We start from the raw sequence: 19,970 nt of genomic DNA on the forward strand, positions 1-19,970 counted from the left end.
GAACAGAAAGCGGAGGAAGGCCTTGGCCGCGCAACCTAGAGACGTAAGACCCTTGGCGGTGCGGGTCTACGAACACATCAGCGGCGACATCGTAAGTGGGGTGCTCCCCGCCGGCACGGCCCTGATCCAGGAACAGGTCGCGGCCCAGTACAGCGTCTCCCGCACTCCTGTCCGGGACGCATTGACACAGCTAACGTTGGAAAACCTGACCACCCTGGTGCCGGGCAGAGGGTACATTGTCAATCAGCTCGACGACCGTGAGATCGCCAATGTCTTCGAAGTCCGCTATGCCCTCGAAACGCTGGCCGTCCGGCGCACCTGCGGTGTCTACACCCCGCAGCAACTGATCCGCATGAACAGCCTCGTTGAGGAAACCGCGATCATTGATCCGGCGGACAGCCTGGAAATCTTCCGCCTCGGCCGGGCCTTCCATATAGCCCTGATGGAGCCCTCCGGCAATGATTTCCTAGTCAATGTGCTCACCTCCATTTGGAACCACCCCGTCCAAAAACGGATCACCCTCACCTACCGCCAGGGCGCAACCTATCTAGCAAAAGTCGTGCATGACCACCGCGGCATACTGCAGGCGCTAAGGGACAATGATGCGGTGGCCGCCGTCGAGGTGCTGAGCCGGTGCCATGATGTCAGCGACCCTAACCGGGCGGAATCGCAGTCACAGCCGCAGGAAGCACAGAAGACCTTCGAGCCCGAGGCTGGCGGAAGCTAGACCCGGCTCATCCGGCTCGTCCGGCCGCCGTTCCTGACGGGCTTCTTTGCCGCAACCGAGTAGGACCACCGAGCCAGCGCCGCCAAGTCCCGGGCCGGTAGAATTCCTCATCGTATAATTTGTTGATTTGAGGGCAGACACCGAATACTGTGTATTCAAACCGCTCAATCCCCGCCCGATAGAAAATGGTCACAGTGCCTTCACTTCAGCATGACGCGGACGCCATCCGAGATGAGATCATCGATTTCCGCCGGGCCCTGCACCGCATCCCGGAAATTGGCCTCGACCTGCCGCTGACACAGCGGCTGCTGCTTGACCGGCTGGAGGACCTTGACGGCTTGGAGATTACCCTGGGCCACCGGCAAAGTGCCGTCACTGCCGTGCTGCGCGGCGGGCGGCTCAGGGAAGACGGCACCGCCGGCCCAGTGGTTTTACTGCGGGGGGACATGGACGCGCTTCCGGTCAGCGAGGAGACCGGCCTGGATTTCAGCTCCGAAATTCCCGGATCCATGCACGCCTGCGGGCACGATATGCATGTGGCCGCCCTCTACGGCGCCGTCCGTGTGCTGCACCAGCGACGGGAGGATCTCTGCGGCGACGTGGTTTTCATGTTCCAGCCGGGTGAAGAAGATTACAACGGCGCACGCTTCATGGTTGAAGACGGCGTCCTGGACGCAGCGGGCCGGCGGGTCGAGGCCGCGTTCGGGCTCCATGTCTTTTCCGGCAAGTTCGACAATGGAGTTTTCTACTCCCGTCCGGGCACGCTCATGGCTGGCTGTGAAGAATTTTATGTCACCGTCAGAGGCGAGGGCGGACACGGGTCGCAGCCACATCTGGCCAAGGATCCGGTGCCCGTAGCCTGCGAAATGGTGCTCGCCATGCAGACCCTGGTGACGCGCGGTTTCGACGTATTCGACCCGGTGGTGGCCACCGTCGGGCGGATCGCGGCAGGTACTCTGGGGAATATCATTCCCGACACGGCAAGTTTTGATCTGACGCTGCGGGTCTTCTCGTCGGAGAACCGGGACAAGATCGTCGCCGGTGTCCAGCGCCTGTGCCGCGGCATTGCGGATGCCCACGGCATGACGGTGGAGCTCGTGCAGACACCGGACTACCCCGTCACCGTCAACGCGCCGCAGGAACACCAATACCTGACGGACATCATCACCAAAACCTTCGGAACCGGCAGCTTCCGCGAATTGGATGTGCCGATGACGGGTTCGGAGGATTTCTCCCACGTACTGCACGAAGTTCCCGGCGCCTATGTGCTGCTCGGCGCAACTCTCGAGGAGGAACCCCTGAAGGCAGCTATGAACCATTCTCCCCGCGCTGCCTTCGATGACTCTCTCTTGCCGAAAGCCGCGGCTGTCCTAGCCGAGCTGGCCTTCCAGCGGGCGGACTATTCTGCCTGAGTCCCGGGTGGGGATAGATTAGCGCTATGGCATGGGCGGGGACAGCGGACTCCGGAACAGCGCAAGCTTCAGATGCGCAGGTCAGCAGGGACATGACCGGGACGACGACGGCGGTCCTGCTGGCCGCGGGTGCCGGCCGCCGGTTGGGCCGGGGCCCGAAGGCCCTCCTTGCGTTCCGGGGAACAACGCTGGTTGAGCATCTGGCCGGCGTGCTCCGCGCGGGCGGCTGCCGGGACGTCGTCGTCGTACTGGGCGCGGATGCTCAGCTGGTCCGGTCCCGCACCGATCTGCGGTCCTACCGGATCCTCGAGAACCCGCGCTGGGCGGAGGGCATGAGCACCTCGTTCCGGCTGGGCATCGGCGCTGCCCATCCCGGGAACCACGTGCTGGTGGCGCTCGTGGATCAGCCCGCACTCACCGCTGCGACGGTGACCCGACTGCTGGAGGCGCACCGGGGCGGAAGGGTGACCGCCGCCGGGTACATCCCCTCCCCCGAAAGCGCGCCCGCCAACAGTGCTTCCAGCGACAGCCCGTCCTCTCACGGCGCATCCCCGGACAGTGCGTCCTCCTGCAGCGCAGCGGTCCTGCAGCGCGGGCATCCGGTCCTTTTCGATTCATCTCTGGCCCGGCAGGCGGCTGCTGTAGCGTCCGGAGACTCTGGCGCCCGTACTTTCCTGCGGACCAACCCAGGGCTAGTGGATCTGATCGACTGCTCGGACCAGTCCGACGGTGCCGACGTTGACACCGTCGCGGGCCTGCATCTGCTGGGCTGAGCCGACGTCCGCCAAGCCAGCGTCCCGCAGGCCCAGATAGATCCTGTCCCGCGCCAGCGGCAGCTCGGTGAACCTGACCCCGGTGGCGTTCCGGATCGCGTTGGCCAGCGCTGGCGCCACCGGGTTGAACGGGCTCTCACTCATGGACTTCGCTCCGAGCGGACCCAACTCGTCCGAGGTTTTGGCAAAATAGACCTCGCTGCGCGGCACATCCGCGAACGTGGGCAGGTGATACTGCCGAAAAATTTTCGTCTCCACCGCCCCTTCCGCGCCAACCACCACGTCCTCGTAGAGCGCCGCACCCATAGCCTGCGCAATGCCGCCCTCCACCTGGCCGCGGCACTGCATCGGATTCACCACCACACCGGCGTCGGCCGCCTGGACGCTTTGCATGATCCGCAGCTCGCCCGTGCCTGAATTCACCGCCACCCGGAAACCGTGCACATTGAAGGCCACGGACCGCGGGCTGCCACCCCAACGTCCCTGCGCCAGCAGCGGCGTTCCGGCGGCCTCGGCGTGCCGGTACAGCTCCTCCAGCGGGATGCGGACGCCGGCGCAACCGACCGAGCCGGAGTCCAGCCGGCAGTCCGACACGTCCGCGCCGCTGATAACGGCGGCGGACTTCAGCAGTATGCAGGCGAGTTCCTCCGCCGCAGCCAGCGATGCCTTGCCCGCCACCACGGTGCCGGTGGAACCGAATGCCCCGCTGTCATGGCCGACGACGTCGGTATCGGACTGCCGGACCAGGACCCGGTCCGCCGTGGTCCCCAGCGCGGTGGCCACCAACTGGGCGTGCACCGTCGTCGTGCCGTTACCGAACTCCGCTGTGCCCACGCTTGCCTGGTAACAACCGTCCGGCAGCAGCGCCACCGTGGCCTCGGCAAAATGGCCGCGCGGCGGCACCGTGTCGATCATGGACACCGCGGACCCTTCGCCGACCAGCCACCCCGGCCCGGGATCATCAACGCCGGCCGCCCGCTCCCGTTCGCGGCCGCGCGCCAACGCGTCCGCGGTCAGTGCAATGCACTGGTCCAGCCCGTAGCTGCCCGGCAGCAGGATCACATCCTCCTCCGGCTCCGGCTGGGTGGACAACATCACGTCCCCCTTGGCGATGATGTTGCGCCGGCGGAACTCCATCGGGTCCATCCCGATGCCCGCCGCTAGCTCATCCATTGCGGATTCGACGGCGAAGATCATCTGGCTCAGACCATAACCGCGGAAGGCACCGGCCGGAACCGTGTTCGTGTAGACGGCGTGGGCGTCCACCTTCTTGTTGGCGCAGCGGTAAATGGCAATGGATTCACCGCAGCCGTGGAACATTACGCCGGGGGCGTGGTTGCCGTAGGCACCTGTGTTGGTGACAACGTCGAAGGACAGCGCGGTCAGCGTTCCGTCGCGGCGCGCGCCGGCCCGGACATGGATCCGGAAGGGGTGCCGGGTGGTGGCCGCGGTGAATTGTTCTTCGCGCGTGAATTCCAGCTGCACCGGGCGTTTCAGCTTCAGCGCAGCGAGCGCCACGATGTCCTCGGTGAGCATTTCCTGTTTACCGCCGAATCCGCCGCCCACCCGTTCGCAGATCACCCGGACCTCTTCCGGCGGCAGGCCGAAGACGCGGCAGAGTGCCCGCCGGGTCAGGAAGGGCACCTGCGTTGAGGTGCGCAGCACCAGGCGGTCGGCGGCGTCGAAATAGGCAATGGCGGCGTGCGTTTCCAGGGCAGCGTGCTGCACGCGCTGGGTCCGGTAGGTGTTTTCGTGGACAAAGTCTGCACCAGCAAGCCCGGCCTCCACATCCCCCAGCTCGCTGTGCAGTTCCGCCACCACGTTGTGTTCGGGGCGCGAAATGCGGGACTCCAGCGGATCCTTTTCCCCGTGGATCACCGGCGCCCCCGGCCTCATGGCCGCCACCGGATCGAACACCGCCGGCAGCACCTGGTAGTCAACGCGGAGCCTGCGCACTCCCTCTTCGGCCGCGCCGACGCTGTCCGCCACCACCGCGGCGACGCGCTGGCCGATGAAGCGGACCACGTCGTCGAGCACCCGGGTATCATCCGGATCATCCAGATAGCCCTCGTGCTGGGCGGTGGAGAAGCACTGGGCGGGGGCGTCCTCGTGGGTGAAAACCGCCTGAACACCGGGCACCCCCAGCGCGTCCGCGGCATCAATGGAAAGAATGCGGGCGTGCGCGTGCGGCGAGCGCAGCACCTTCAGATGCAGTAGGTCCGGGAGCTCCCCCGCCGGAACATCCAGCGTGTACCGCGCTGCCCCGGTCACCACGCCCAGACCGGCGGGGGCGGCCACGTTGTCGCCGGCCTGCTGGCGGTCCCCGCCGACATGACAGACCCCGCGGACCGCATCCTCGATGGCGCGGTAGCCGGTGCAGCGGCAGAGGTTACCCTTGAGGTTCCGGGGCAGGTTCCGCTTCTGTTCCTCATCAAAGGTGGCCGCTGTCATCAGCATTCCGGCGGTGCAGAACCCGCACTGGAAACCCTGGGCGGCCAGGAAATTCTCCTGCATCGGGTGCAGGCCCTCCGGCGTGGCCAGACCCTCCACGGTGGTGACCTGCCGGCCATCGGCGCGGACCGCCGGGTAGATGCAGCTGTGCACCGGTTTCCCGTCCACGTGGACCGTGCAGGCTCCGCAGTCGCCGCCGTCACAGCCCTTCTTGACCCCCAGGTTGCCCTGCTCACGCAAAAAGGTGCGCAGGCACTGGCCGGGACGGGGCTGGGCGTCCGTGGACGAGCCGTTGATGTCCATCGCCATGTCCTACGCACCTTCCTGGCGGGTTCCGGCAGGGCCGTTTCCGGCAGGTCTGTCTCCGTCGGAGGTGATTGCGGTGATTCCGTCAAGGTTGTTTCCGGGAGGGAGAAGCTCGGCGCGGATTTCCTCCGCCAGCCGATAGGTCATATCGCGGCGCCACGCGGGCAGACCGTGGATGTCATCGTGATAGAGCGACTGCGGAATCGCCGCGTCCAGCGCAGCCCGCAGCCCGTCAGCGGTAGGCACGCCACCGCCGTCGCGCATTCCGCCGCCGTCGGTCAGGCCGGTCGACGACGGCGCAAAGCGCAGCTTGACCGGGCGCTTTGTCGCGGCCGTGACCGTCAGCACGAAGCCGCCGTCGTCGTCGCGCCGGCCGATCAGCAGCACGCCCGACCGCCCCAGGTTGGACAGCGACAGCCGGCGGAAGGCTGTCTGCGCGCGCAGGGCGGCGGCCGGCAGGGTAATGCTGCGCAGCAGTTCGCCGGGCGCCAGCGACGTCACGCCGTCTCCGACCACCAGCTCTTCGACCGCCACGACGCGCGTGCCGCCGTCGACCGTCCAGATTCTGGCAGTCCCGTCCAAGGCTGCGGTCAGCGACGTCATGGGTCCGGCCGGCAGCGCGGTGCACAGATTCCCGCCCACCGTGGACATGTTCCAGATTTTGAAGGAGGCCACAAAGGCGTCGCAGCACGGGCGCACCAAGTCAAGCCCGGGCCACGTCGCCGGCAAATTTGGCTGCCCTGCCACTTCCGCCGTTTCCGCCGATTCCGGTAGGGCATACAGCTCGGCGATGGTGCAGGTAGCGGCCAGCTCAAGGCCGTCTGCCGTAACGGTGACGGACGTCCAGCCTGCGGCGCTGATGTCCAGCAACCGGCGCAGCACGCTGCTCCCGTAGGAAAACAGCACTGTCCCGCCGGCCAGCCACGCGTCGCCCGGCCGCCAGCGCCCCGGGTCCGTGGTGTGGATGGTGGATTCGATGGTGTTCATATCCATGCCAAGCTCCTAATGTTGCGAAAAATCAGTGGTGCGCGGTGGCATGCACGAAAGCAGCGGGCAACGGCCCATCATCGACCCGACCAGCGCCATGGATGGGACCGGCACCATGGCGCAACGGGCTGGCACTGCGCTTTCCGGCGCGGGTGGCCAGAATCTCCGCGGTGATGGAAACGGCCACCTCGGCCGGTGTCACCGCGCCCAGGTCCAGGCCGATGGGTGAATGCAGGCGGTCCAGCCTCGCCGGCGGAACTCCGGCGTCGAGCAGCGCCTCGGTCCGCTGAGCATGGCTGCGCCGCGATCCCATGGCCCCCAGATAGGCAACGTCAAGGTCCAGCGCCGCCGTGAGCAGCGGGATATCGAATTTAGGGTCGTGGGTGAGCACGCAGATCACGCTGCGTCCATCCACCCGGCCCGCCGCGGCCTCCGTCCGCAGGTAGCGGTCCGGCCAGCTGGTGACCACCTCGTCCGCGCGGTCGAAGCGGGGCTGCCCGGAGAAGGCCGGGCGTGCGTCGCAGAGCGTCACGTGGTAACCGAGCAGCTGCGCGGCCGGCAACAGCGCGGCACCGAAATCATTGGCTCCAAACACAAGGAACCGCGGCGCACTGAGCCGGGATTCAACGAACAATGTGGGCGGCTCGCCGCAACAATCGGCCGAGTCGGTGGTCAACCGGAGCTGCCCGTTCCAACCCGCGCGCAGCAGCGGTATCAGTTGCGCGGCGGCCGTTTGCACCGCAACCCCCTCTCCCAGCATGGCGGTCAACCCGGTGATGATGGACTCCGGCTGCACGTTCTGCGGTTCGGAAACGACGACGACGCCGCCACCGCCTGCGTCGATGCGCCGGATCAGCGCGGCCGCCGCCATCGGGCTGCGCCCGGCTAACGCCGCCAACGCGCCGGCCGTCAACATCGGCCCCGCGGGAGTCCGTTCTCCCGCGGAGACCGGCTGAACCAGCACCTCGAGACTGCCTCCGCAGGTCAGCCCGACAGCGAGCGCGTCGGAGTCGGGGTAACCGAAATGCCGCCGGCTCGACTCACCGCTGGCAATCGCTTCGAAGGCGGCCTCGACGACGGCGCCTTCGATGCAGCCGCTCGAGAGACTGCCCGTCAGCGCACCGTCCGGGCTCACCAGCATGGACGTCCCGAGCGCCCGCGGCACCGAACCCGTTGCTCCCACGATGGTGGCGACGGCGTACGGGCGGCCGTCGCCGGACTCTGCCAGCAGTGCCAGCAGCGAATCCAGAAGATCCAACATGACTGTATTATTCCTCCTCCGCGGGTGGTGCGGCCTTGAATCCCGGTTTGGCGTGTGGGCCGCGGGCCTGGACATCGCCTGTGGGTCGCGCATCTGGTCGGGTAGGGGCAGGCACGCGGCGCGGCTCCGGGAGGGACCCCCCGAACCGCGCAGCGCCTACGTCCTAGCCGCCCATCCAGGCAGCGATCGGCCCACGGGCAAAATAGACCAGGAAACCGGCCGCAACCACCCACATCAGCGGATGGATCTTTTTCCCCTTGCCCGAAGCACCCCGGACCACCACCCAGCTGATGAACCCCACGCCGATTCCGTTAGCAATCGAGTAGGTCAGCGGCATGGTGACAATCGTCAGAAAGACCGGCAGGGCCACCGAGAACTTCTTGAAGTTAATCTCCCGGATCTGGGCCACCATCATGGCACCAACCGCCACCAGCGCCGCTGCGGCAACCTCTATGGGCACCACCGCGGTGAGCGGCGTCAGGAACATAGAGCCCAGGAACAACAGGCCCGTGACCACCGAGGCCAGTCCCGTGCGGGCGCCCTCGCCAATCCCGGCGGCGGAATCCACATAGACCGTGTTCGATGATCCGCTGGTCATTCCGCCGGCGACGGCGCCGATCCCCTCGACGATGAACGCGGACTTCAGCCGGGGGAAAGTCCCGCGCTTGTCCGCCAGTCCCGCACTCTTGGCCAGTCCCGTCATCGTTCCCATCGCATCGAAGAAGTTCGTGAAAACCAGGGTGAAGACGAGCATGGTGGCCGCGAGCGCCCCCAGCCGGCCGAAGGCTCCGAAGAGATCGAAGTGTCCCAGCAGCCCGAAGTCCGGCACGGATACGAGCGTTCCGGAGAGCTCCGGCTTGTTCAGATGCCAGCCGCCCGCGTTGGACGGTCCGGACGAACCGATCCGGAAGACCGACTCGATGACGACGGCGGCGATGGTGCTCACGATGATGCCGATCAGCAGACCGCCCTGAACCTTGCGCGCCAGCAGGATCCCGATCAGCAGCAGGGCGCCGACGAAGACCAGGGTCGGCACCGAGGTGATGGAGCCGCCGTCGCCCAACTGAACGGGCGGCCCGCCCTTAGTCGGCCGGACAAAGCCGGAATCGACAAATCCAATGAAGGCGATGAACAGACCGATGCCCACGGTGATGGCGGCTTTAAGTTCGCGCGGCACCGCCCGGAAAATGGCCGTCCGCGCGCCGGTGATGCCGAACAGCACGATCAGGACGCCGTTAATCACCACCAGTCCCATGGCTTCCGGCCAGGTCACCTCGCCGATGACGGAGACAGCAAGGAAGGAATTGATGCCCAGGCCTGCCGCCAGTCCGAACGGCAGGTTCGCCACGATGCCGAACAGGATCGTCATGACCCCGGCCGTCAGACCAGTGACGGCGCCGACCTGCGCCGCCGGCAACCAGCCGCCGGCCACATCCACCGGCGCGGTCGACGCATTGAGGCCGCCCAAAATCAACGGGTTGAGGATGACGATGTAGGCCATCGTGAAGAAGGTGACCAGCCCGCCGCGCATTTCCCTGGCAATGGTTGAGCCGCGCTCGGCGACCTGGAAGAAGCGGTCCAGCCGGGGAAACGCCCGCACGCGGCCCTTGCCTGTGGCTGAGGCGGGGTTCTGCTCTTCGCTTGTTTTCGTCAGAAGTGTCATGGAGATCGCCGGCGCCTAGTAATCGATCCGGGTGTCGCTGGCCAGCCATGCTTTGAACGGCGCCAGTGGGCTCGTTTCCTCCGGGGTCAACCGGCGCACCGGCATCGACCGCAGTTCCACCGGCGTTTCGAAATAGTCGTAGAAGACGGCGTCATCGAAGCCGGCCCGCGCCGCATCGTGCCGGTCGGCCGCGAAGATGACCTGGTCAATGCGCGCCCAAAGCGCCGAAGCCAGGCACATGGGGCATGGCTCGCAGCTGGTGTAAAGGGTGGCTCCGGTCAGATCAAAGGTTCCGGATCCGGCACAAGCCGCCCGGATAGCGGTGACTTCCGCGTGTGCGGTGGGGTCATTGGTGGCCGTGACCCGGTTGAGTCCTTCGAACGCCCGGCCTTCGGCGGTGACGACGACGGCGCCGAACGGGCCGCCGTTGTTGTGGACGTTCCGGGTGGCCAGGTCAATGGCCTGGACCAGATAGGTTTCGAGCTCAGCTGCAGATTTCATGGCGACTTCCTTGCGTCAGAAGCAGCCCGGCCGCGCAGATGGTACGCGGTGTAACGGCGAGTCAGGAGCGGCCCGGCAGCTTCAGTGAGTATGAAGGTTCAGTTACCCGGTAGATAGCATTCCGCTGAAGGTATGCCCGCCTGTGGCTGAAGACGACACTAACAGCAAATTGTGACTGGCACCATACTTTCTTTGAAACTTTTTTCTCGACAGACGAAATATTTTGACGGCGACGTTAGTGGTGGGCGGTCCGCCTCTGAATCGCGTCCAGCTGCTGGGCCAGCCCATTCATCACGATGCGCAGCCCATAGTCGAAAGCTTCATCCGAGCGCTGCTGGGTGCTCGGCGGCGGCGTCGCCAGGGCGGCGGCCAAGGCGGGTCCGGCCTGATCCCCCGGCGTCCATACCACTTCAGGGGCGGCAACGTCGAGCGCCGAGCCGAGCACGAAGCTGTCCAGCGTGGTAATCGCCTTCAGCACTTCCACCGGATCAAAACCGGCGTCGGTCAGCACCTCCGCCAGCAGGTTGTACATCCGGGTGGTGGCTGGGTGGGAGACCGGGTAAGCGGTCAGCAGCGGAATCAACCGTGGGTGGCGTGCATAGCTGTTGTGATACTGCCGGCAGATCTCGGTAACTGTGGCGTACCAGTCGGAGCCGTGGTGCGGCAGGTGAATGTGGTCGGAGGCCAATCCGCGCATGAGTTCCACGATCTCGGCCCGGCCGGACACGTGGTTGTACAGCGAGGACGGCCGGACGCCCAACTTTGCGGCGAGGCCGGGGATGGTGAACTCCCCGCTGTGGTCAACCAGTGCCAGAGCGCTCTTCGCGATTCTCTCCACGGATAACAGTGGCGTCAACGGGCGAGCCATGGTGCTCCTTGAATAGATGGCAGATGGTTGCCGGGATGGATGCCTACCTTCGAATCTATCAATTCCCGGAACAAGCTCTTGCATCCATTCGCCGCTGCCTCCATAATAAAACGAATGGTATTCGTTTTACGTGAGCCAACTCTCATTGTGGCCACTCCCGTCAGGAGCCAAGCATGCTTGAAATAACCACATTTGAACCCCCGACATCGTTCGCCCGCGTCGATGCACCCCGCCGCCGTCCTTTGCGGGTCGGCCTCGTGCAGCACCGCTGGCTAGCTGACGCCGCTGCGCTGCGTGCCGAACTCAACCAGGGCATCGCCCGTGCCGCCGGGCACGGCGCCGGCATCGTTTTTCTTCCAGAACTCACCTTGTCCCGCTACCCGGCCGACACCGTGCCGACGTCGGCCCCCGGCACGACGGCGGAGGATTTGGCCTCCGGGCCCACCTTTACCTTCGCAGCCGAAGCGGCACGTGCCCACGGTGTGCATGTGCACGCGTCCCTGTACGAAAGGGCCGAGGCCGGTGACGGACTGGGTCTCAACACCTCCATCCTGGTCTCCCCTGCCGGCGAGCTCGTCGGCCGCACCAGGAAACTGCACATCCCGGTCACCGAGGGCTACTACGAAGACAAGTATTTCCGCGGCGGCGACGCCGGCCAGCCCTACCCGGTCTACAACATCGAGGACCTCGTCGATGTCCGGTTGGGCATGCCCACCTGCTGGGATGAGTGGTTCCCCGAAGTGGCCCGCCTCTACTCACTCGACGGAGCGGAACTGCTCGTCTACCCGACAGCGATCGGTTCCGAGCCGGCCCATCCCGGCTTCGACACGCAACCGCTCTGGCAGCAGGTGATCGTCGGCAACGGAATCGCCAATGGCCTGTTCATGGTGGCACCGAACCGTTACGGCGACGAGGGGGCGGTGACCTTTTACGGCTCTTCGTTTATCTCCGACCCTTATGGCCGGATCCTCGTCCAGGCGCCGCGGAACCAATCCGCGGTCCTGGTGGCGGACCTGGATCTGGACCAGCGCAAGGACTGGCTGGATCTCTTTCCCTTCCTCGCCACCCGCCGCCCGGACACCTACGGCCGCTTGACCGATCCGGTCAATAACACCATCAATGGACTGCAGCCGCAGACCACCCACATGGACCATCAGGTGCGGGCATGAGTTGGCGGATGCCGGCGGAGACCGAGCCGCAGGAACGAATCTGGATGGCCTTCCCGGTGGACGGCTACACACTGGGCGGGACGGCAGCCCAAGCTCACGAAGCGCGCTCAACGTGGGCCGCCGTGGCCCACGCCGCGGCCGAGTTCGAGCCGGTCACTGTGATGGTTGACCCGAGCGCCGCGGCTGTCGCCCGGCAGTACCTCTCGGCTGATATAGACATCGTTGAAGCGCCGCTGAACGATGCTTGGATGCGGGACATCGGGCCGACCTTCGTGGTCGACGACGGCGGCAGCCGGCTCGGCGCCGTCGACTGGGTCTTCAACGGTTGGGGCCAGCAGGGCTGGGCCACGTGGGACAAAGACGCCACGATCGGAGCCCAGGTGACGGCCGCAGCCGGGGCCGTGCCGGTAGCCTCCAAGCTGGTCAACGAGGGCGGCGCCATCCATGTTGACGGCCGGGGCACCGTGCTAGTCACTGAGACCGTCCAGCTTGATCCGTGCCGCAACCCGGGCGCGGGCAAATCGGACATCGAGGCCGAACTGGCACGAACCCTCGGGGCCAGCAACGTGATCTGGCTGCCGCGCGGGCTCACTCGCGACGCCGATACCTTCGGCACCCGCGGCCATGTCGACATCGTCGCGACCATTCCCTCCCCAGGCGTCCTGCTGGTGCACCGGCAAGCGGACCCGGAACACCCGGACTTCACGATCTGCCAGGACATCATCGACCATCTCGCCACCACGGCGGACGCAGAGGGGAACCCATGGCGAATCGTGGAGCTTCCCGCGCCGGCGACATTGCAGGACGAGGAAGGATTCGTCGACTACAGCTACGTCAACCATCTTGTGGTCAATGGTGGCGTCATCGCCTGCCGTTTCGACGATGTTGCGGACCAAACCGCGGTGGAAATTCTCCGCGCATGTTACCCAGGCCGACGGGTCGTCACCGTCGACGCCCGACCGCTGTTTGCACGCGGAGGCGGAATCCATTGCATAACGCAACAACAACCCGCACTACACATTGATACCCCGCGCTGACGCATTCGGCGACCACGCACATCAGAAAGGCGACAAAATGTCACCGCAATACGGAACACTGCAGCGCCGGCTGAAGCTGCGACATGTAGTCTTCATCGGCCTTGCCTATATGTCACCATTTGCGATGTTCGATACCTTTGGCATCGTGACCGAGGCGACCAACGGGCACGTCCCGGCGTCGTACATCATCGTCACGATCGCCGTCATCTTCACCGCATTCAGCTATGCCAAGATGGTTCGGATCTACCCGTCTGCCGGGTCGGCGTACACCTACACCCGCAAGACCATCAATCCGGGAGTGGGCTTCCTCGTCGGCTGGGCTGCGCTGCTGGACTACCTGTTCCTGCCGATGATCAATGCCTTGTTGGCCAAGATCTATCTCTCCGCCGAGTTCCCCGACGTCCCCGGCTGGGTCTGGATCGTCGGCCTCATCGTCGTCGTCACCGTACTCAACATCGTGGGCGTGAAGATCAGCGCTTCCGCCAACATGATCATGGTCGTGTTCCAGGCAGTCGTCGCCGTCGTGCTCGTTGCCCTCACCATCAAGGCGATCCTGTCGGACAACGCCCTGCAGTTCTCCCTCGCCCCCTTCTACGCGATGGATATGGACACGGCCAGCCTGATCGGCGGCGCCTCCGTGCTTGCCCTGGCCTTCCTGGGCTTCGATGCTGTCACGACACTGTCCGAGGAGACCGTCGAGCCCAAGAAGAACATGCCGCGCGCGATCATGTGGGTCGCAGCACTCGGTGCCCTGTTCTTCATCACGGTCACCTACTTCCTGCAGACCCTCGTCCCGGATTTGGCGTCCTTGGAACAAATCACCACGGATACGGAGAGCGCGTCCCCGCACATTGCCCTCTTCATTGGCGGCATTATCTTCCAGACGATCTTCCTGGTCGGAGCAACCTTCTCCGTGCTGTCCTCGGGCCTCGCCTCCCAGACGAGCGCGTCCCGCCTGCTGTACGCGATGGGCCGGGACGGGATCCTGTTCAAGCGTTTCTTCGGCTACGTGCATCCGCGATTTGGAACACCTGTACTGAACATTCTCGCCATCGCGGTGATCGCCTTGACCGCGCTGATGCTGGACCTCAACTCCGCGACGTCCCTGATTAATTTCGGTGCGTTCACGGCGTTCGCCTTCGTGAATTTGTCGGTGATCGCGTTCCACATCCGCCGCAAGGGCGTCCATTTCGATGGCTCGACGCTCGGGTGGATCACGGCGCCGGCGATTGGGTTCCTGATCAATGCGTACCTGTGGGCCAATCTAGATCCGCTGGCCATGACCGTAGGTGTCGTGTGGACCCTGATCGGCGTCGTCTACCTACTGTGGATCACTCGAGGATTCCGTCGGCCGACGCCGGAAGTGGCATTCGATGAGGCCGACGGGACTCCGCAACGCGAATCGGAAGTCGAGCTTGCGTGACGGCATCGAGAATTAAAGGTCGAGAACTGACCACCCTACTCGGCGGCCTGGCCGCGATCACAGTCATGGCTCGGCCCCGACGCACGCGGGTGCAGCGCGGGCGGGGCGGTGGCTCAGCAGGCTAGGACGCGCGGCTGGCCTGGTCCAGGTCGTCGCCGATGATCCGGGCGGCAGCGTGCAGCAGCGGAATCGCCCGGTCCGCAAAACCTTCGTCCACCCGGGAGACCGGTCCGGACACGGAAACGGCCGTGGGCGTGGGGGCGCCGGGAATCGCCACCGCGAAGCAGCGGACGCCGATTTCCTGCTCGTTGTCATCGATGGAATAGCCGCGCTCACGGATCCGCTGCAGATCCGCCAGCAGCTCCTCGACGTCACCGATGCTCCGGTCCGTGGGGGTGGGCATGCCGGCGCGGCCGACGATGCCGCGCACCACGTCGTCGTCGAGCTGGGCCAGAATCGCCTTGCCCACGCCGGAATCGTGGGTGTGCACGCGGCGCCCCACCTCGGTGAACATCCGCATCGAGTGCGCGGACGGCACCTGCGCGATGTAGACCACCATGTCGCCGTCGAGCATCGCCATATTGGACGTCTCGCCCAGCTTTTGAACGAGCGACACCAGCTGCGGCCGGACCAGCGCGCCGAGCTGCTTACTGGCGCCGTCGCCGAGCCGGATCAGCCGCGGACCGAGCGCATAACGCCGGTTCGGCAGCTGCCGGGCGTAGCCCAGTTTGACCAGCGTACGCAGCAGCCGGTGGATCGTGGGCAGCGGCAGATCGGTGGAACCGGCCAGCTCGGACAGCGTCACCTCGCCGCCGGCATCGGTGACGAGCTCCAGCAATTCGAAGACACGCTCCACGGACTGCACGCCGCCGGCAGGTTTTACAGCCATTTCCATCGTCTCCCGTAAGTCATGCGACATTATTTATCCGCATCGCGAAATATCCGCCCTCGTAGTCCCAAGATACCGCACCGTCGGACGCGCCGGGCCTTGAAGTGCCAAAGGGATTGTGTTTCCGCAAGATAGATAATAATATCCATAATACGAAAAGGTTTCTATCGCAGACGACGCCGGCCCGTCCGGCACCAGGAGGAAATTCAATGGCGAGTCCCAGCCCCGGAAATTCGATCACCCTGCGCGTTGAAGCGCCGTCCAGCTTCACCGCCACGAGCGAGCTGGCCGCCGCGGTTGCCGCCGCGGGCGCAGCCGTCACCGCGCTGGATGTCACCGAATCCCACCACGAGCGCCTGGTGGTGGACGTCACCTGCAACACTACCGACGATGCGCACGCCGTCCGCGTCAAAGATGCGTTGGACGCGCTCGACGGCGTCACCGTCCGCAAGGTCTCTGACCGCACCTTTTTGATGCACCTGGGCGGCAAGCTCGAGGTCGTCCCCAAGGTAGCCCTGCGCAACCGGGACGATCTGTCCCGTGCTTACACACCCGGCGTCGCCCGCGTCTGCATGGCAATTGCTGAAGATCCCAGCGCGGCCCGCAACCTGACCATCAAGCGCAACACGATTGCCGTCGTCACCGATGGCTCCGCCGTCCTCGGCCTGGGCAATATCGGCCCCGCCGCGGCGCTGCCGGTGATGGAAGGCAAGGCCGCGCTGTTCAAGCAGTTCGCCAACGTTGACGCGTGGCCGGTCTGCCTGGACACCCAGGACACCGAAGAGATCATCATGATCGTCAAGGCGCTGGCCCCGGTTTACGGCGGCGTCAACCTCGAGGACATCGCTGCCCCGCGCTGCTTCGAAATCGAAAAGCGGCTGCGCGATGAACTCGATATCCCGGTCTTCCACGATGACCAGCACGGCACTGCCATTGTCACCCTGGCCGCGCTGACCAACGCCCTGCGCGTGGTGGACAAGAAGATCGGCGACGTGAAGATCGTGGTGGCCGGCGTCGGTGCCGCGGGCAATGCCATCATCCAGCTGCTGATCGCCGAGGGCGCCAACAATATCGTCGCCTGCGGGCGCAACGGCGCCATCAACCGCACAGAAACCTACACCGATGCGCACCGCACCTGGCTGGCCGAGAATACCAACCCGGACAACTTCACCGGCACCCTGCACGAGGCCGTCGCCGGCGCGGACGTGTTCATCGGCGTCAGCGGCCCGAATGTCTTGGGTGAGGAGCAGGTGGCCAGCATGGCGGAGAAGTCCATCGTCTTCGCGATGGCAAACCCCACCCCTGAGGTGGATCCGGCCATCGCGTCCAAGTACGCCGCCGTCGTAGCCACCGGGCGCAGCGACTTCCCCAACCAGATCAACAATGTACTTGCCTTTCCCGGATTCTTCCGCGGGCTGCTCGATGCCGGCGTTGCCGACATCACGCCGGAAATGCTGGTTGCCGCCGCCACTGCAATTGCCAACCGTGTGGGCGATGATGAGCTGAACGCCAGCTTCATTGTGCCGAGCGTTTTCGACCAGCACGTTGCCGGCGACGTGGCATCAGCCGTAGCCGCCGCTGCCGGACACACCACTGAGAAGGGACAACTTTCATGACCTCCGCATCCACACCCGCCCTGACCCTTTCCGATGCGAACCCGATCGACCGGGCCGAGGAGATCCTCACTCCCGAGGCACTGGCGTTCATCGAGGAACTGAACCGCCGCTTCGCCCCGACGCGCCGGAAGCGCCTGAACGACCGTGCCGCTAAGCGCGAGCAGGTGGCCCGGACCGGCCGGCTGGATTTCCTGCCCGAAACCGCCGATGTCCGCGCCGGCGATTGGAAGGTTGCCGCCGCGCCGGCGGCGCTGCAGGACCGCCGGGTTGAAATGACCGGCCCCGCGTCCCCGGCCAAAATGGCGATCAACGCGCTCAATTCAGGCGCCAAGGTCTGGCTGGCCGATCTGGAGGATGCCAGCACCCCCACCTGGCCGAACGTGATCGACGCAGTGCTGAACCTGCGCGACGCCGCCGCCGGGACACTGAGCTACACCTCGCCGGAGGGCAAAGAATACCGGCTGCGCACCGACGCACCTCTTGCCACCGTGATCGCCCGCCCGCGCGGCTGGCACATGGACGAACGGCATGTGCTGGTCGACGGCGAACCGGCCGTGGCCGCGCTGGTGGACTTTGGTCTGCTGTTCTTTCATACCGCCAAGCTGCTGCTGGCTAACGGCGCCGGTCCGTATTACTACCTGCCGAAGATGGAAAGCCATCTGGAGGCCAGGCTGTGGAACGAGGTCTTCGTCTTCGCGCAGGACTACCTGGGCGTGCCGCAGGGCAGCATCCGCGCCACGGTGCTGATCGAGACCATCCCGGCCGCGTTTGAAATGGATGAGATCCTCTTCGAGCTGCGCGACCATGCCTCCGGCCTCAACGCCGGCCGTTGGGACTACCTTTTCAGCATGATCAAATACTTCCGCGACGCCGGCGAGGCGTTCATTCTCCCGGACCGCGCATCCGTGGCCATGACGGCCCCGTTCATGCGCGCCTACACGGAGCTGTTGGTCAAGACCTGCCACGCCCGCGCCGCGTTCGCGATGGGTGGGATGGCAGCCGTCATTCCGAACCGGCGCGAGCCCGAGGTCACCGAGCAGGCCTTCGCGAAGGTCCGTGCGGACAAAACCCGCGAGGCCAATGACGGCTTTGACGGCTCCTGGGTAGCGCACCCGGACCTGGTTCCCATCTGCCAGGAGGTATTCGACGCCGTCCTCGGAGACCGCCCGAACCAGCTGGACAAGCAGCGCCCGGAGGTCTCCGTCACCGCGGATCAGCTCCTGGACGTGGCCTCCGCGCCGGGCGAGGTCACCGAGGCCGGAATGCGGGCGAACCTGTATGTAGCGGTGGCCTACACCGCCGTCTGGATCTCCGGCAACGGCGCGGTGGCCATCCACAACCTGATGGAGGACGCCGCCACGGCGGAGATTTCCCGCTCACAGGTGTGGCAGCAGATCCGCAATGAGGTCACCCTCACGGACACCGGCAACACCGCCACCCGCGAGCTCGTCACGCGGATCCTGGCCGAGGAAACGGAGAAGCTGCGCGGCGAGGTGGGCGAAGAATCCTTCGAGAAGTACTACAAGCCCGCCAGCGAACTGATTGCTGATATCTGCCTCTCCGAGGAGTACACGGACTTCCTGACCACTCCCGCCTACGAACTGGTGGGCTAGCGATGGCTGAAACTCAATCACTGACAGCCGCGGACCTGGCGCACATCGATGCTTCCTGCGCCGCCACGGACCAGTTGCTTGACCGCAACTACCCGGGCGACGACGGCACCCGCCAGCCCGTGCACACCGTGTACGTGCCGGCGGACAAGTTCACCACCACCTTTGCCGCCGACTGGGGCGCACAGGGCCTTGAGGCGATCAACAACGCCGGCGGCCTCGAGCGCCTCGGCGCGCTGCTGGGGCAAGACGGGGAACTGGCTGCGGCCGTGGCTCCCCGGGTTGCCGCCAAGCTGGCGAACGAGCCGATTGAGGACCTGCGCCTGGACTTTGAGGACGGCTTTGGCAACCGCGGCGACGACGTCGAGGATGCCGCCGCCGTGACGGCCGCCAAGACCGTCAGCGCCGCAGTGGCCGCCGGGACGGCCCCGCCGTTCGTGGGCATCCGCTTCAAGTGCTTCGAGGCACCGACCCGGGCCCGGGGCGTGCGCACCCTGGACCTGTTCGTCTCCACCCTGGCGCAGGCGGGGGAACTCCCCGACGGCCTGGTGCTGACACTGCCCAAGGTGACCACGGTCGATCAGGTCAAGGCCATGGACTTCGCCGTGGGCCGTTTAGAGGAAATCCACGGACTGCATGCCGGACGCCTGCGTTTTGAGGTGCAGGTGGAAACCCCGCAGCTCATCCTGGGCCCCGACGGCACCTCCCCCGTAGCGCAGCTGCCCCACGTGGTCCCCGGACGCATCAGCGGTCTGCACTACGGCACCTACGACTACAGCGCCTCGCTGGAGATCTCCGCCGAGTACCAGTCCATGGAGCACCCGGTGGCGGACTTCGCCAAGGAAATCATGCAGCTGGCCGTGGCCGGAACGGGCATCCGCCTCTCCGACGGCTCTACTAACATCATGCCGATCGGCGACGGCGCGGACGCCGCCTGGGCACTGCACGGCCGGCTAGTGCGGCGTTCCCTGGAACGCGGCTACTACCAGGGCTGGGACCTGAACCCCGCCCAGCTGCCGAGCCGTTTCAGCGCCACGTACGCCTTCTACCGCCAAGGCCTCCCGGCAGCCGCCGTGCGCCTGCGCAACTACGTCCAGCAGACCCCGGGCGCCGTCATGGACGAACCGGCCACGGCACGCGCCTTGGCCAACTTCATCCTGCGCGGCCTGGTCTGCGGCGCCGCCGGCGCCGAGGAAGTGCTGGCCCTGACGAGCCTTGACCAAACCCAACTGACGGCGCTGGCCCACCCGCGGCTCGCCACCGTCTCTCACTGAAGG

16 protein-coding genes are annotated in these 19,970 nt (G+C 65.7%); 9 read left to right on the forward strand and 7 right to left on the reverse strand.

Annotated elements, in window-relative coordinates; translation table 11 throughout:
- Positions 1 to 22 precede the first annotated feature (22 nt).
- From QMG52_RS08985 to nboR, 3 genes are all read left to right on the forward strand, one after another.
- Positions 23 to 727, forward strand: a complete 705-nt coding sequence (locus tag QMG52_RS08985) for a GntR family transcriptional regulator (RefSeq protein WP_283560069.1) — start codon at positions 23 to 25, stop codon at positions 725 to 727.
- Positions 728 to 912: 185 nt separating this feature from the next.
- Positions 913 to 2,139, forward strand: coding sequence for a M20 metallopeptidase family protein (locus QMG52_RS08990; RefSeq protein WP_283560070.1), 1,227 nt, complete (start codon positions 913 to 915; stop codon positions 2,137 to 2,139).
- A 92-nt stretch (positions 2,140 to 2,231) separates the two neighbouring features.
- A complete protein-coding gene (gene nboR / locus QMG52_RS08995) occupies positions 2,232 to 2,912 on the forward strand; it encodes a nicotine blue oxidoreductase (protein ID WP_283560132.1) in 681 nt (226 codons plus the stop codon).
- Here nboR and QMG52_RS09000 read toward each other — a convergent pair.
- The 6 genes from QMG52_RS09000 to QMG52_RS09025 form a co-directional block, all read right to left on the reverse strand.
- The gene (locus tag QMG52_RS09000; RefSeq protein WP_283560071.1) at positions 2,832 to 5,672 is read right to left on the reverse strand and encodes a molybdopterin-dependent oxidoreductase; all 2,841 of its coding nucleotides are present in this window, start codon (positions 5,670 to 5,672) and stop codon (positions 2,832 to 2,834) included. The two genes, nboR and QMG52_RS09000, sit on opposite strands and share 81 nt — an antisense overlap.
- A 3-nt stretch (positions 5,673 to 5,675) precedes the next feature.
- Positions 5,676 to 6,662, reverse strand: coding sequence for an FAD binding domain-containing protein (locus QMG52_RS09005; RefSeq protein ID WP_283560072.1), 987 nt, complete (start codon positions 6,660 to 6,662; stop codon positions 5,676 to 5,678).
- Positions 6,663 to 6,687: 25 nt separating this feature from the next.
- Entirely contained in the window at positions 6,688 to 7,917 is a 1,230-nt protein-coding gene (locus tag QMG52_RS09010; protein ID WP_283560073.1) for an XdhC family protein, read from the reverse strand.
- A gap of 163 nt (positions 7,918 to 8,080) precedes the next feature.
- Positions 8,081 to 9,580, reverse strand: a complete 1,500-nt coding sequence (locus QMG52_RS09015) for an NCS2 family permease (RefSeq protein WP_283560074.1) — start codon at positions 9,578 to 9,580, stop codon at positions 8,081 to 8,083.
- 15 nt (positions 9,581 to 9,595) lie between these two features.
- The gene (locus QMG52_RS09020; RefSeq protein ID WP_283560075.1) at positions 9,596 to 10,081 is read right to left on the reverse strand and encodes a nucleoside deaminase; all 486 of its coding nucleotides are present in this window, start codon (positions 10,079 to 10,081) and stop codon (positions 9,596 to 9,598) included.
- Positions 10,082 to 10,316: 235 nt separating this feature from the next.
- The gene (locus QMG52_RS09025) at positions 10,317 to 10,949 is read right to left on the reverse strand and encodes a TetR/AcrR family transcriptional regulator C-terminal domain-containing protein (RefSeq protein ID WP_283560076.1); all 633 of its coding nucleotides are present in this window, start codon (positions 10,947 to 10,949) and stop codon (positions 10,317 to 10,319) included.
- A gap of 173 nt (positions 10,950 to 11,122) precedes the next feature.
- On the opposite strand from QMG52_RS09025, the gene QMG52_RS09030 reads away from it, so the two are divergent.
- From QMG52_RS09030 to QMG52_RS09040, 3 genes are read left to right on the forward strand one after another with little or no spacing between them, the layout of a single operon-like run.
- The gene (locus QMG52_RS09030) at positions 11,123 to 12,118 is read left to right on the forward strand and encodes a nitrilase-related carbon-nitrogen hydrolase (protein ID WP_283560077.1); all 996 of its coding nucleotides are present in this window, start codon (positions 11,123 to 11,125) and stop codon (positions 12,116 to 12,118) included.
- Positions 12,115 to 13,155 carry an agmatine deiminase family protein gene (locus QMG52_RS09035; protein WP_283560078.1) on the forward strand — a complete coding sequence of 347 codons (1,041 nt, stop codon included), beginning with the start codon at positions 12,115 to 12,117 and terminating at the stop codon, positions 13,153 to 13,155. The genes QMG52_RS09030 and QMG52_RS09035 overlap by 4 nt, the downstream gene beginning before the upstream one ends.
- A 37-nt stretch (positions 13,156 to 13,192) precedes the next feature.
- On the forward strand, positions 13,193 to 14,578 hold the full coding sequence (locus tag QMG52_RS09040) for an APC family permease (protein WP_283560079.1): 1,386 nt from the start codon (positions 13,193 to 13,195) through the stop codon (positions 14,576 to 14,578).
- A gap of 121 nt (positions 14,579 to 14,699) precedes the next feature.
- On the opposite strand, the gene QMG52_RS09045 is transcribed toward QMG52_RS09040, so the two are convergent.
- Positions 14,700 to 15,467, reverse strand: coding sequence for an IclR family transcriptional regulator (locus tag QMG52_RS09045; protein WP_283560080.1), 768 nt, complete (start codon positions 15,465 to 15,467; stop codon positions 14,700 to 14,702).
- Positions 15,468 to 15,676: 209 nt separating this feature from the next.
- Between QMG52_RS09045 and QMG52_RS09050 the strand changes: the two genes are divergently transcribed.
- Genes QMG52_RS09050 through QMG52_RS09060 form a run of 3 tightly spaced genes read left to right on the forward strand, consistent with a single transcriptional unit; the run spans position 15,677 to position 19,967 of the window.
- Positions 15,677 to 17,083 (forward strand): NAD(P)-dependent malic enzyme, encoded by a 1,407-nt coding sequence (locus QMG52_RS09050; protein WP_283560081.1) that lies wholly within the window; start codon positions 15,677 to 15,679, stop codon positions 17,081 to 17,083.
- Complete coding sequence (aceB, locus tag QMG52_RS09055) at positions 17,080 to 18,696, forward strand: malate synthase A (protein WP_283560082.1); 1,617 nt, start codon at positions 17,080 to 17,082, stop codon at positions 18,694 to 18,696. The genes QMG52_RS09050 and aceB overlap by 4 nt, the downstream gene beginning before the upstream one ends.
- A 2-nt stretch (positions 18,697 to 18,698) precedes the next feature.
- A complete protein-coding gene (locus QMG52_RS09060; protein WP_283560083.1) occupies positions 18,699 to 19,967 on the forward strand; it encodes a DUF6986 family protein in 1,269 nt (422 codons plus the stop codon).
- Positions 19,968 to 19,970 lie beyond the last annotated feature (3 nt).

This window comes from Paenarthrobacter sp. PH39-S1 (genome assembly GCF_030063245.1).
Lineage (GTDB): Bacteria > Actinomycetota > Actinomycetes > Actinomycetales > Micrococcaceae > Arthrobacter_M.

Excerpts from the sequence above, each read along its gene's own strand:
- QMG52_RS09035 (WP_283560078.1), top strand. The coding sequence starts at position 12,115 with ATGAGTTGGCGGATGCCGGCGGAGACCGAGCCGCAGGAACGAATCTGG.
- QMG52_RS09005 (WP_283560072.1), bottom strand. The coding sequence starts at position 6,662 with ATGGATATGAACACCATCGAATCCACCATCCACACCACGGACCCGGGG.
- QMG52_RS09060 (WP_283560083.1), top strand. The coding sequence starts at position 18,699 with ATGGCTGAAACTCAATCACTGACAGCCGCGGACCTGGCGCACATCGAT.
- QMG52_RS09030 (WP_283560077.1), top strand. The coding sequence starts at position 11,123 with ATGCTTGAAATAACCACATTTGAACCCCCGACATCGTTCGCCCGCGTC.
- QMG52_RS09015 (WP_283560074.1), bottom strand. The coding sequence starts at position 9,580 with ATGACACTTCTGACGAAAACAAGCGAAGAGCAGAACCCCGCCTCAGCC.
- aceB (WP_283560082.1), top strand. The coding sequence starts at position 17,080 with ATGACCTCCGCATCCACACCCGCCCTGACCCTTTCCGATGCGAACCCG.
- QMG52_RS09040 (WP_283560079.1), top strand. The coding sequence starts at position 13,193 with ATGTCACCGCAATACGGAACACTGCAGCGCCGGCTGAAGCTGCGACAT.
- QMG52_RS08990 (WP_283560070.1), top strand. The coding sequence starts at position 913 with ATGGTCACAGTGCCTTCACTTCAGCATGACGCGGACGCCATCCGAGAT.
- QMG52_RS09010 (WP_283560073.1), bottom strand. The coding sequence starts at position 7,917 with ATGTTGGATCTTCTGGATTCGCTGCTGGCACTGCTGGCAGAGTCCGGC.
- QMG52_RS09000 (WP_283560071.1), bottom strand. The coding sequence starts at position 5,672 with ATGGCGATGGACATCAACGGCTCGTCCACGGACGCCCAGCCCCGTCCC.
- QMG52_RS09025 (WP_283560076.1), bottom strand. The coding sequence starts at position 10,949 with ATGGCTCGCCCGTTGACGCCACTGTTATCCGTGGAGAGAATCGCGAAG.
- QMG52_RS09020 (WP_283560075.1), bottom strand. The coding sequence starts at position 10,081 with ATGAAATCTGCAGCTGAGCTCGAAACCTATCTGGTCCAGGCCATTGAC.
- QMG52_RS09050 (WP_283560081.1), top strand. The coding sequence starts at position 15,677 with ATGGCGAGTCCCAGCCCCGGAAATTCGATCACCCTGCGCGTTGAAGCG.
- nboR (WP_283560132.1), top strand. The coding sequence starts at position 2,232 with ATGACCGGGACGACGACGGCGGTCCTGCTGGCCGCGGGTGCCGGCCGC.
- QMG52_RS09045 (WP_283560080.1), bottom strand. The coding sequence starts at position 15,467 with ATGGCTGTAAAACCTGCCGGCGGCGTGCAGTCCGTGGAGCGTGTCTTC.